Here is a 12,868-nt window from a genome sequence, read left to right on the forward strand (position 1 = left end):
ATCTCGATTTTCATATCATCTATCTATTGACGCAAGATGGGTGCCAATCTTTATTAAAGAAAGGCACCCAGCAATTTATTCATTACTATTTACAAATTTGCTCTACTGAAACGTTTTATAAAATGTGGACATTGCCTGGTCATTATATTTATTGGAATCAAATATATCTTTATTGTACGTATTTTCTTTATCAGCCACCGTACTCAACCCTTTTTCCAGTCCACTTATACTATTTTCAACAAGGAATCCATACTTGCCATCTTCTAATACTGTTCGATTTGCAACTATATCCGTCGCAATAATTTTCATTCCTAAGGTCATAGCTTCTAATAAAACCATTGGCTGCCCTTCATAATGCGAAGAGAGAACGAAGCAATCACATTTGTTCATTAAGAAAAACGGATTTTCAATTTGCCCTAATAGGTAAACAGATTCATTCAACTCTAATTCGTCTATAATGTTTTGCAGATCTTTTTCCAAAGGTCCACGGCCTAAAATGTAAAGTTTACTATTTTTATGTTTCTCATGAAAACTAGCAAATGCATGAATGAGATTATCCTGACCTTTCTCTGGTGATAATCTTCCCATATTAACAAAATTCACATTTTCCTCACTTGGTCCGGGAATAAACCGGTCACCTACTTCGAAACCAAATACTTTTGTTATTACCAATGATCGACTATCAATCCATCCTAAGGAAGTATCATTTTCTTTCATATGGGAATAAATACCTTCTTGAGTGGTTACTTCTTCATCAATATTCACCATCTGTCCATCAAGGGATTTTGGATTATTCATCATTACTTCAGCATCTTGCAAGCCACAGGGCTTATTCCAGATGTAATCAGTTTCTCTTAATTTAATTTTTCCAACTCTTGATACTTTCTTTTTTTCAATAATTGTAGGTGTATCTATAACTTCGAATCCTTTTGCATCCATCCACCCGATTTTCTCATTATCAATATAGAATAGATAATACGTTCCTGCTCTGGTTTCTTTGATCGTGTTAATTTCAACCAGCTGGCCTTCATATTCTGTAGCATCAGCCAATTTTGTTACATTATTACTCGGTAATGCTTTTGACCAGATAGTATGATCTTCAGGCTCAGTTATTGTTGCGAACATTTTATCGTCTATATTTATTTCTTTCAGTGTTCTGTTCTCAATATTGTTTATAAAAGTCTTCTTATTCTTATTATTTCTTGATTTAATATATTTTCTTTTTAAGTCAATTTTCAGCTTATCCAAAACCTTCGTTGTATCGGAAATCGCACATTGATCATAAAAATTTAATGCTCTGTTATCAATCCAACCTATGATCGTTTCGTTAATTACCATTCTGCTGTACGTACTATGTTGTGTTTGTGCTTCTTTATCAATTTTAACAATCATATTATGATAATCCCAACTGGTTGAAACCTTTTCACAGCCTTCCACTTCATAAGGTTTAGAAAAGATATGATTACCTCGTGGCCTTGATACTTTTGCGATTACATTTTTGTCTTCCTCATAAATTATACTGTCTGGTAACAACGTTATTGCATCATCGTTAATCCAGCCAATGATTTGGTTGTTATGGCTAAATTTGTAATACGTAGTTTGTTCAAATTCAGCCTTTCTTGAAATCTCAATTTCGGTATTATCAAATTTTTCTTCAAGGTGTACTTTAGTAGAATTCGCATCATTAGCCAGTACATTCCACACAATACTATTTTGATAATCCGATACAACCGCTCTCGCTTTATGATCTTTCGTTTTTAATGAGGAATCATTACTATCTTCCTCTTTATCTTCATCTGAGTTTTGGGATGCCATTTCTAGAATTTTATTCGGATTGATCGAATTCATAACATAATCAAATTTATTATAATCCGCGTACTCGGACAGGTTCTCCCTATTCAACTCCATTGTTCCTTTAGAAACACTTACAAGCTTATCAAATCGATCATAGATAGAAAATAAACCTCTTAGATTGATTCTATGTGGTCTTCTCCCCTTTATCGTTCGTTCGCTATCGCTGAGCAAATCATTATGCATGAAACAAATTTTTCTTTTTGCATCTGCAACTATAAGGTACTTAGCCCAAAATAAACTATAACCACTAAAATCAATCACATAGTCAAATTTAGTATTACCAAATAAGCGTGCATGTTCCCTGATATAAGCCTCTTCAGGGAAAATTCGCTCACCAAGCGTACCTTTAACTCCTCTATTATGAATAAATTTATCTCTGTATACTTCAGATAGCTTATAGTTAGGTAGACCAGGTTTAAATAGAAAACGTACATTTTCATTTACTTTATCTAAATTTTTCAGCACTTCTTTGTTATGCGGCGTCGCAGTAAAACAACTCACATCATATTTATCGTAATCAATGTTACTCATTAAATTAATAAAAGAAGTTGTGATCCCATTATCCATCATGCCGCCGGAATAAATTAAGATCTTTTCTTTTTTGGAATGTGAATTGGAAACTGTATTTAGTTTTTCTGTAGTATTGTTAAAAATATTATGAACGACTCTTTCTGTTACTTCACCGTACTCGTAATTCGTAAACTTTTGTTGCATATTTAGATACTTATCACGAAAATCGGATTTTACATTTCCTATATTATTAATTGCATCGAGCAATTCTTTACAGTTAAAAACCATTGGACCCGGAAGGTCTTCATTACTCAGATATTGACCTCTTTCTTCCCCATAGACATCATTATCCCAAGTATAAAAAATGATTGGTTTATTTGTCACAAGGAAGTCAAAGAAAATACTGGAGTAATCAGTAACCAGTATATCAATTGCAGATAATAACTCATTTGTATCGACAAAATCAGGAACTAATTTATGCTTAATATCCCTATGCTTAATAGCTTCCTTATATAGGAAAGGATGAACCTTAATCAAAATATTATATTTATCATCCAGTTCTTTTTCCAGATATTTTATATCCGCAATAATTTGATTGATATCATTATTAACCTTTGTGATGTTGGTTCCTTTCCAGGTTGGGGCATATAAAATATTCTCTTTTCCGTCATCAACTTTTAGACCGAGAGATCTTAACTCATCTGTTAGCTGTTCAGGATTAGTATTAAGGGTTAAATCAATTCTTGGATATCCCTCTTCAATAATTTTACCTTCGTATAATCCACTCAGTTTATAGCTATCCATGAAGATGTTAGATGTATACGTATTCGGACTTAATATATAATTTGCACTTAAGAAGTTCCTTACTACATTTTGAGACTGTGATGGATTTCCCGGGATATCAAAACCCATATTCTTAAGAGGAGTCCCATGCCATGTATTGATATAAGTCTGATTACGCTTAGGCGCGAAAAAGGACTGAAAAGTCGCGTTATTAATTAAATATTCACAGCTTGCTAGGCACTTTAGGTAGCTCTTTGAATTTCGCTTGACGAACTTTACATTTGGCATTTCTTTATACTTTGCAATGACACTTGATAAAGCATCAAAATCCTGAACGGACCAAATATGCAAAAAGTCTTTAAACTCTGGACTTTTCAGCATATGTTTGAACATTGCATACGGGCTATCCGTAATACTATTACCATCACGACTTTCGTATAATATAGTGTTCTTTTTCACTGGTAACGTTTCATAGAATTTAGTATATTGATGAACATTCCTGTGTTTTTCTTTAAATAAGTAGTCCGTAATCGGTTTTTTTATAAAATTAATTTTTCTTTTGAGTACCTTCTTATTCACTCGATAATCCCACCCTGAATTTATATTTATCTCAAATACATTATTTGTCTAAAAAATTGTGATAACATACCGCTCCGGATAGTCGGTATTAACTGTGTCATTGCATACCGCTCCGGAAATACACTTCGCTTTCCGCGGGCTCGCGCTGAGCCTCCTCGCGAGCAAAGGCCGCTCACTGCGGGGTCTCATCGTCTTCGCTATTACCGCAGGAGTCTTCGTGTATTTCCTCCGCTGGTACAATGTCCATTAATGGAATGATAGTAATCACTTAATTAACTAGAGCATGAACTTCCACTATTATGGCAGTTGATTTTCGCTGCGGACAGTTGACTCCTGCGGGAACAGCACGAGTCTGAAGACCCCGCAGCGGTGCTCTTCCGCGAGGAGGCTGAAGCCGTGCCCGCGGAAAGCAACTGTCCGCAGCGGAAATCAACATAGCACTTACGTCACAGTCATTCATATTTTGTGGCAAAAACAACAATCTATTAGATAAAAGCCTTTATTTATATATTAATTTATTTTACAAGAGTAATACTATTATTTCAATTAAGTCAAAGACTTTCGACATGATCATATCGTTGATAATCTTTACTATCAAAAAAACGTATTGAATCGTCGATTAGCAACGATTCAATACGTTGTGCAGTTTACTGGTTATTATTTTTCGGAGGCATAACATGAAGTTTTCCATGCTTACGCAAATAAGCCTGGTATAACTTTTCAACCCGTTGTTGAAAAGATTTTGATTCAAGATATTTTTGCGAACGTGCTCCTTCAAGACAAAGTAGGAAAAGCTCCTTTATATCATCTTCAACATCCTGGCGATTCTTAAACTCTTCGATGTCTGTTCCACTATTACTAGTCTGTAAACTCGGGTCAATAAATTCATCTAGTTCATTTTTTATTTTCGTTTCCTCTTGTGGCCATTCAAAATCAAGGGTATTAGAAACTCTACGCATACTTTCGAGACTATTGTTGAATAACTCATCGTATTCAACAATAATGCGTTTTTCCTTTTTTGTCTCCCTTAATGCTAAAAGAGTCCGCAATTGCCATTGTCTCTTTGCCCATGTTTCATCTCTATCGTATGCCCTTTTATAAGAAGCGATAACATCAACAGGATTACGTATAATGATTAGATAGTTTCCTTCTACATTTATTTCCTTCAGGATACCCTTCCACATTTCAAGAAACTCATTGTTACGGGGATCTTTCCAACCCCAGACCTTTTTATTGAAGAATTCCTCCTGAATGTAATCTTTAAGTTCATTTCTATAAGGTCGAACGTCATCAAAGTAAGGAAACCCCTTAGGAAACGGCCTTTTTTTCAGGATCTCACCTATTTTTTTATGTGTATTAACTATTTTTTTATTTTCAAAAAATCCTTTGGGATTAGTTTGATTCGTCTTAATAAACCCCGAACCAAGGTCAACTCCCGCAATATTGATTGCACGTGCAAGGACAGATGTTCCAGATCGGCCTGATCCAAGAACAACTACTGCTTTACTATTTGGCTTTGGTTCTGTTTCTTTCTTTCTCTTAGCTATTTTAAAAGAACCTGCTGCGCTTGCAATAGAACCAACAGCGATTAATGTTTTTTTATTTTTTAAAACCCTCATTAAATCATTCTTTCTTTCACTATTACCCACTCGAAAACGTCCTTTCCTGTATAGGTGATATTCTAAATTATCTTTCTATTAATTATACACTGCCGCTAATTAAATACAAAAAGTTTTCACTTGTACCGTCTATTAACTGATTATGTGGTTTGATATACGTTTCGACTTAAAAACTCTTTGCATTTGAGCTTTTGAATTTTTAGTCCAGAATAGAAAAAGTAGGCTATGATGAATACCGCTGGTGTAAATAAGATTTGCCAAATAATCTGTTCTGTTACTGCAGTGAGTCCGAATTGTTCCATGAACATTCGGATAGCTTTTATTACAAATACATGTGATACATATATTCCTACTGCATTTGCACCTATTTTCGACACAAATGAGTTTTTCCCGATAGCAGGGTATTTTATTATAAATAGAAAAATCAATATGCTCAATGGTATTGTACTGATAAAATAATTTTGGTTTTGTCCACCCAATAGTTGGATGTTAATAAAAGCCTCAGCTATTTGCGCTACAGATAGTACAAATAGGAAACCTATATATTCAATATTAAATATCTTACATGCTAATACGTTGAAAAGCTCATTATATTTCGCAAATATTGCTCCTAATGAACTGTAAAACAAGCCAAAAAATAGTGCGTCACTTGTATCGTATGGAATTTCATATATCCATGAATAGGATTGTCCGAACATACCATATAAATGAAACCCTAAACTAACCACAAATAAAACTTTTAACAGCCTCAATTTCATGAAGATAAAAATTATTATAATTGAATAAATCAAGGCTAATAGAAACCATAAATGATATTGTGGTGAATCTGTCCCATAGTAAATGATATCCAAAATATCAAATTGTGATATAAAACCACTTGTCATTGATGATAGTGCTTCACCCATTTTTTCAGTCTCTATAAATTTTACGAGAAGCTCAAAAATAAAATAAAATATAAACCATGCAATATAAAGTTTTACTAATTTAACCGTATATCTTTTTAAATAGGATAGCTGTTTCTTGAATACATTAACATCTTCCCCATTTTGTATACTGTTCATTTTATGCATGAATAAATAGCCAGAAGTTATAAAGAAAAAGGGCACCGCAAATCGTGCAACTATATCAATAAGAAAATCAACAAATTCACCATCTACATTACCTAGTTGAACATTGCTTACTGTTCCCGTATGAATTGCAACTACAAAAAATATAGCAAAAAATTTCACAAAATCAATACTGTAATTTCGTTCCACTTCCAAACCACTTCCTCATTCCAGCTCCCCATTATTATGCTATAAAATTTCGTTATTGACTTGGTTTGATTGGGGGTCAGTGGATAAAAGGAGATTATACAAAAGACCTCATCCCATAGTACAGGATAAAGGTCTTATGTTTAGAAATATTCGATTATCGCAGGCTATCCTTTTGCATTACTACTTGGTTTTTCAGGAGATTGCGGATTATTATTCTCACCCTTATTTGGTTCCTCATTTGTTCCTGTACCTTCATCCACTTCCGGTTCATCTTCTGTTTGATCATTTTCTGAATTCTGGTCTGAATCCTGTTCAGATCCATTATCATTTTCTTCAGGTTTCTTCGTGTCTTCATCTTTTGATTCATCGGTAGTAGCACCATCGTTGTTTTCCGATGATTCATCTTCGTTATTTGTTGGAGAGTCATCAATATTTCCAGTTGAATTGTCTTCTTCATTATTAGACTGATCTGTTTCGTCATGCTCCTTACTAGGTGTATCCGCTACTTGTTGTGAAGTATCAGGTTCCCAGGTTGATTCATTTTCCGAATCCTTTTCAGCATCATAATCATCGTAATCTACAACTTCGTCAATCTCTTCTTCATTGCTATTTTCTTTATCTGCCTCATCTAATGGATCTTCTTGTTCTTCTTTTTCAGCAAGCGTCATCGTATCACTTGGTACTTTATCATTAATAGGAAATTTAAATTTATCTATAGCAATTTTCCCGGCTGACTGTATTTTTTCAGTTATTTGCGGTGCTACATCTTTCTCTTTAACTTTTTCTTCTGTAGCATCCTGTTGAACAGTCGTTTTCCCGTCGTTAAAATTTTGCAATAAAATAATTGAAATAATGGCTATAACACTAAAAATATTGGCTACAATGATAACTTTTTTCCATTTGGTTTGCTTGTCCATTATACACCTCCATATTACTGTTATATTCTATCATAGTGAACAATTTGCAGGATGTAAATTACTCCTTAGACTTTTATTCACTTATTGATCCTGTTTACGTTTTTTGGTTATTTTTTTGACTGAATCAACTATTGGTCTTTTCCCGTTTAATACCAGGCCTGTAAACTCGGCAAAAACATGAATAATAAATATGACTATAAACGTCACAATTAAGGTAATTGAAATGTTTGTATTTGAAAACAGAATAGCCAAACATCCAAACAATGCACCAAAACAATAAATAATCAAAACCGTTTTGCGATGACTATATCCTGCTTGGAGGAGTCTATAATGTATATGTTTATTATCGGCTAGCATTATGTTTTCTTTATTATAAGCTCTTCTTAGGATAGCAAAAAGTGTATCAAAAATAGGCACCGCTAGTACAATTATTGGGATTATAAAGCTGAATAAGGTAATATTTTTAAACAAACCAAGGATAGATACAACTGCGATCATATATCCAAGAAAGTTGGATCCTGTATCCCCCATATATATTTTTGCTGGGTAGAAGTTGTGAAATAAAAATCCGATATTCGCCCCAATCAGTATGATACTGAGTGATGCTGCTATCAGTTGCACATCTACAATTGCCATAATAAACATACTGATCAGTGCAATGGTGGACACCCCAGTAGCCAATCCATCGAGTCCATCAATTAAGTTAATAGCATTCGTGATACCAACTATCCATAATACAGTTACAAAGACACTTATAAACCCTAAATCAACCAGACCAAACACCGGAATAGTAATTTTATCAATAATGAGTCCAGATGATATTAGAAATGAGGCCGCAATCAATTGGCCAGATAGTTTTATTATCGGTCTAATCTGATACTTATCATCCAGTGCACCGGTAATCACTATGACTAGTGCACCAAGGAAAATTTCTGGAAGGTGCTCATGATTAGGCTGCAAATAAAGTCCAGCCAAAATAACACCTAGGAAAATGGCTAGTCCGCCAAGCCTCGGAGTGATTGCTTTGTGGATTTTTCGATGATTCGGAAAGTCCAATACTTTAAGTTTGAAAGCCAGTTTCTTGACTGGAAAGGTTAGTAGGTAAGTTGAAATAAGCGCTATCAAAAAAGCAATTGACAGATCAACGTAGTTAAACATAGGATTCTCCTAGGAAAATATATATTACCTTTGATTATAGCGAATTACGTCGGGAGTCCGCAACTGAATGCTTGACTCCTGTTTATCGTAACCCAATCCCACCAATAATATAATTCACCGTCCGCTTAATCTCCACTTCATCTTCCCAATCCTTATTCGGTTGAACAATAAACCTGGTTACGAGAAATCCAAGTATAGTGGGACCGATCATGCGGATAATGGTTTCGTTTGGCAGGTCCTGCAATTCACCCTTTTCTTTATAGTAGTCCAATGCCTGACTAACGGCAGGATATACTTTTTCCATAAATGATGTTTTGAAGGAAGCTTGAATATCTGGGTGAAAGGCTAGCTCCTGGATCAGAATTTTTATTAACGGTATATTTGATTTGGCAAATTCAAAACGATTTTTTATAAATGTACATAGTAAATCCTCAAAGTGTTCATGAGATTGCTGGAAGACCTGGTCAACAAACTTTTCAGCAAAAATTGGTACGATTGATTTCATGATTACGGGTGAAACAATGGCTACAAGCAGGTCTTTTTTTGTTCGGTAATGGCGGAAGATGGTACCTTCCGCAACACCTGCTTGTTTGGCAATTTCACTTGTCGATGTGTTGTGATAGCCTTTTTCCGATATGATTTTGATTGCTGCTTCGATGATTTTTTCTTGCTTTGGTGTCATGGTGGGTGCCTCCCTGCTTACAGTTTACGGTGTTTTTTCAATGCGACGATGTTCAGGATAATGAATGCCACTGAAAAACCAAGTATGACGCATATATCTATTGGAATGCTGCTTAATGCCTGGCCACGGATCATGACTTCACGTAATGCGTCTGCCCCGTAGGTTAATGGCATGACTTTTCCTAGCATATCCATCCAGCTTCCCGGTTCAATATGAAAGATACCTGAAAAGAATACTTGCGGAACGATGACGATTGGGATGAATTGAATCATTTGAAATTCAGTTTTCGCAAATGCGGATAGGAGCGTTCCTAGACTTAATGCTGTTAGTGCTAGTAACAAAGTGATGATTAGAACAGCAAATATTGATCCTTCCATATAGATGTCCAGAACATATACCGAAAAAGTTACAATTATAGCAGATTGTATGATGATAAAAATTCCAAATCCACACAGATATCCAACTACGATTTCCCATCGTTTTAACGGAGTTGCCAGAAGGCGTTCTAGCGTGCCCTGTGTTCGTTCCCTGAGAAATGTGACTCCTCCTATTAGAAAAACAAAAAAGAAGACAAAGAAGCCTATTAATACTGGTCCGATGTTATCGAATAAGTCCAGGTCTGTGGATCCGTGTAAGAAATTGATGTCCATATTTAATGAATTCGGATTTAATTGTTTAGACGCTTTGCTTAAAAGTTGCTGGACCGCAGATGTCGCGTTTGGGTCGCTGCCTTCCATTGTCACTTCAACTGTATTTTTGCTCCACTGGATGTAGGCGTCGATATCATTTTTTTCTAGAGCCTGTTGCGCTTCCTGATCGTTCATTTCTTTAATTGTTGCATCCTGGTTTTCCAGGGTTTCCTGCATTGGTGCTGGTATGTCAGAAACCGCGATAGTTGGTTCATAGTTATCCATATCAAGCACAAGCCATAGTAGGGTCATGACAAATAACGGCGCAATCATCATGAGAGCGATGCTACGTTTGTCACGCATAAATTGCTGGACGATACGTTTTATAATGGCACGAATTCGCATACTTTACACCTCCACACTTTTTCCGAAATATAAAAATGCATCTTCTAACGATTGGGTTTCACTTTTTTGCCTTAGATCTGTTGGGCTTCCTTGTGCGATGACATATCCATCGCGAAGTAATGCTAGATTGTCGCATTTTTCCGCTTCATCCATCACATGTGTTGTGATGACGATGGTTGTGCCTTGGTCCTGCAGCTTCCGTAAGTCTTCCCATATCGAAGCGCGAAGGACTGGGTCGATACCCACTGTTGGTTCGTCCAGGATGAGCAGACTTGGTTTGTGGAGTAATGCTACTGCCAAAGACATGCGCCGCTTCATTCCACCTGAATAGTTATCGAGTGGTTTTTTGAGATGGTCGGTTAGATTAACGATTTTCGCTGCTTCAGTAACACGCTCTTTCCGTTCCTTTTTGGGAATGCCATAAATGCTTGCAAAAAATTCAAGATTTTCCTTGGCAGTTAATTCGCTGTATAGTGCATCAGATTGAGCCATGTAGCCAATGTTTTGCATCTGTTTTAAGGATGGCATTTTGTTGTCATCGATTGTGACTGTGCCGTTAGTTGGGTTTAGAAGTCCAATCATAATTTTTACGAGCGTTGTTTTCCCAGAACCTGATGGACCGAGTAAGCCAAATAGCTGACCGCGTGGAATGGTGAGATCGACTTTTTTTAAGACAACTTCTTTATTGTAACTATGCTGGATGTTGTTTAATTCAATAAAGGCAGACATGTGAATCCTCCTCTTATTTCAAATTGTGAGTGATTACTCACTTTTATTGTAGTGTATGCTGGAGTTTTTGTAAAGATGATTGATCGATTGTTGGGGTAGCTCGATCGGTTAGTTCTGTTTGTTGATCTGTTGACGTGTAATCTCGATCGGTTGTGCGCTATTTCCGATCGGTTATCACGGTGTATACGATATTAACGAATACACAAATTCCTGGCCCGGGGTTTCACTACTTCTTTCCTGATTGGACTTTATTCACTATTTTTTGTGGGTTTCATTTTGCAAGCTGATTGGACAAATTGAATAATTATAAACATGAAAAAGCTGTTTGTTTCATAGTTATTATGGATGTGAATTTTTTCATATAAGGGGCTGGGGCAGCGTGCAATTTTACTATGGGAATCAGTGGCCACTGCGTGTGCTTGATGAGGCTGAGTTTTGGAAGGAGCAAGAGGCTGAGCATACGGTAGTAATTCGGGAATTATTGCCTGATTTGGAGCAGGAATTTGTTGATGGGCTAAAACGCTGGGAGGAGGTTTTGGGAACAACCAAGCAGCATGTAAAGCGATTTATTGAGTCGGTGATTCGGAGCAAGAATCACATTCCACCGCAATTGGCGCAGCAAGTGCTAGAATTGGCGTCATTTTGTTTGCAGGAGAGTGTGGCGTTCATCCAATTTTGCCGGAAAATAAAGTCTGAAAGTGCGGCTGTAGTGGATAATCCAATGGCGAAAACGGTTATGGATCATATAATTGATGAATCGGAGTACTTTATCGGGATTGCGCAAACAATTTTATATGAACAATAGATGAATGGTGCTGCTACATGTTGTAGGAGCACTTTTTTGTGCTGTTTGTTGATTTTTGTTACCTGCTGGATTCACTTGAGAAATCAGTTGCTGTCTCCCGTCTAATAAACGAATTTTACCCCTTTTGTGCTATAATATGGAATAACAAAATCGGGTGCGGGTATTTTTTCAGAAAAGGTGGTGTTCTACATGCATAATATGGATGTTTCCATTGCAAAGGTTTGTATGTTGGCGGGTAAAATTATGCTCGAAAGTGGAGCGGAGACTTATCGCGTGGAAGATACAATGAACCGAATTGCGGTATCGTACGGTCTATCAAACGCACAAAGCTATGCGACGCCGACAGGCATTATTTTTTCCGTTGACCGTGTAGAGAAGACAAACTTTATCCGAATATCGAAGCGTTCAACAGACTTACATAAAATCACTGAAGTAAACAGTATTTCCAGAAAATTGACCGGGGATGAATTGGTGCTGTCGGAGGCGTTGGTGCAATTGGAGGAAGTGGATCAGGCCAGGCTGGAGTTTGCTGAATGGATTCAAGTGATTGCAGCTGCCTTCGTTGCTGGATGTTTTACCATTATGTTTGGAGGTATATGGGCTGATTTTATACCTTCCTTGATAGCAGGTGGTATCGGTTATGCGACCATGCTGTGGTTTGATCGATTAGTAGCAACCCGCTTCATTTCAGAATTTATCGCATCTGTAGCAATTGGGGTGCTGGCAATCGTGTTCGTTCAAACTGGTATGGGTGTGGAGCTGGATAAGATTATTATTGGTGCGGTAATGCCGCTTGTACCAGGATTGCACATCACCAATGCGGTGCGTGATTTGTTGGCAGGACATTTGGTTGCGGGTCTTTCAAAAGGTGTTGAGGCTGTTCTGACTGCGTTTGCGATTGGTGCGGGAGTTGCGGTTGTATTTGGATTCATTTAATTTTTT

General features: G+C 36.5%; 10 protein-coding genes. 2 read left to right on the top strand and 8 right to left on the bottom strand.

Features of this window, described 5'->3' with window-relative positions; translation table 11 throughout:
• Positions 1 to 102: 102 nt before the first annotated feature.
• The 8 genes from LG329_RS08095 to LG329_RS08130 form a co-directional block, all read right to left on the bottom strand.
• Positions 103 to 3,726 carry a CDP-glycerol glycerophosphotransferase family protein gene (locus LG329_RS08095; RefSeq protein WP_404455709.1) on the bottom strand — a complete coding sequence of 1,208 codons (3,624 nt, stop codon included), beginning with the start codon at positions 3,724 to 3,726 and terminating at the stop codon, positions 103 to 105.
• 647 nt (positions 3,727 to 4,373) lie between these two features.
• Positions 4,374 to 5,375 carry a sulfotransferase family protein gene (locus tag LG329_RS08100; protein ID WP_404455712.1) on the bottom strand — a complete coding sequence of 334 codons (1,002 nt, stop codon included), beginning with the start codon at positions 5,373 to 5,375 and terminating at the stop codon, positions 4,374 to 4,376.
• Between the two features lie 110 nt (positions 5,376 to 5,485).
• On the bottom strand, positions 5,486 to 6,601 hold the full coding sequence (locus LG329_RS08105) for an acyltransferase (protein ID WP_404455715.1): 1,116 nt from the start codon (positions 6,599 to 6,601) through the stop codon (positions 5,486 to 5,488).
• A 164-nt stretch (positions 6,602 to 6,765) separates the two neighbouring features.
• On the bottom strand, positions 6,766 to 7,518 hold the full coding sequence (locus LG329_RS08110) for a hypothetical protein (RefSeq protein ID WP_404455718.1): 753 nt from the start codon (positions 7,516 to 7,518) through the stop codon (positions 6,766 to 6,768).
• Between the two features lie 81 nt (positions 7,519 to 7,599).
• Entirely contained in the window at positions 7,600 to 8,676 is a 1,077-nt protein-coding gene (locus LG329_RS08115; protein ID WP_404455721.1) for a glycosyltransferase family 4 protein, read from the bottom strand.
• Between the two features lie 82 nt (positions 8,677 to 8,758).
• Entirely contained in the window at positions 8,759 to 9,358 is a 600-nt protein-coding gene (locus tag LG329_RS08120; protein ID WP_404455723.1) for a TetR/AcrR family transcriptional regulator, read from the bottom strand.
• Between the two features lie 17 nt (positions 9,359 to 9,375).
• A complete protein-coding gene (locus LG329_RS08125; RefSeq protein ID WP_404455726.1) occupies positions 9,376 to 10,392 on the bottom strand; it encodes an ABC transporter permease in 1,017 nt (338 codons plus the stop codon).
• Between the two features lie 3 nt (positions 10,393 to 10,395).
• Positions 10,396 to 11,121 (bottom strand): ABC transporter ATP-binding protein, encoded by a 726-nt coding sequence (locus tag LG329_RS08130; RefSeq protein ID WP_404455729.1) that lies wholly within the window; start codon positions 11,119 to 11,121, stop codon positions 10,396 to 10,398.
• 379 nt (positions 11,122 to 11,500) lie between these two features.
• Between LG329_RS08130 and LG329_RS08135 the strand changes: the two genes are divergently transcribed.
• Both LG329_RS08135 and LG329_RS08140 read left to right on the top strand, forming a co-directional pair.
• Positions 11,501 to 11,926, top strand: a complete 426-nt coding sequence (locus LG329_RS08135; protein WP_404455731.1) for a DUF2935 domain-containing protein — start codon at positions 11,501 to 11,503, stop codon at positions 11,924 to 11,926.
• 189 nt (positions 11,927 to 12,115) lie between these two features.
• A complete protein-coding gene (locus LG329_RS08140; protein WP_404455734.1) occupies positions 12,116 to 12,862 on the top strand; it encodes a threonine/serine exporter family protein in 747 nt (248 codons plus the stop codon).
• Positions 12,863 to 12,868 lie beyond the last annotated feature (6 nt).

This window comes from Virgibacillus necropolis (genome assembly GCF_044793635.1).
GTDB lineage: Bacteria > Bacillota > Bacilli > Bacillales > Amphibacillaceae > Virgibacillus_F > Virgibacillus_F necropolis_A.

Excerpts from the sequence above, each read along its gene's own strand:
- LG329_RS08120 (WP_404455723.1), bottom strand. The coding sequence starts at position 9,358 with ATGACACCAAAGCAAGAAAAAATCATCGAAGCAGCAATCAAAATCATA.
- LG329_RS08115 (WP_404455721.1), bottom strand. The coding sequence starts at position 8,676 with ATGTTTAACTACGTTGATCTGTCAATTGCTTTTTTGATAGCGCTTATT.
- LG329_RS08125 (WP_404455726.1), bottom strand. The coding sequence starts at position 10,392 with ATGCGAATTCGTGCCATTATAAAACGTATCGTCCAGCAATTTATGCGT.
- LG329_RS08110 (WP_404455718.1), bottom strand. The coding sequence starts at position 7,518 with ATGGACAAGCAAACCAAATGGAAAAAAGTTATCATTGTAGCCAATATT.
- LG329_RS08130 (WP_404455729.1), bottom strand. The coding sequence starts at position 11,121 with ATGTCTGCCTTTATTGAATTAAACAACATCCAGCATAGTTACAATAAA.
- LG329_RS08140 (WP_404455734.1), top strand. The coding sequence starts at position 12,116 with ATGCATAATATGGATGTTTCCATTGCAAAGGTTTGTATGTTGGCGGGT.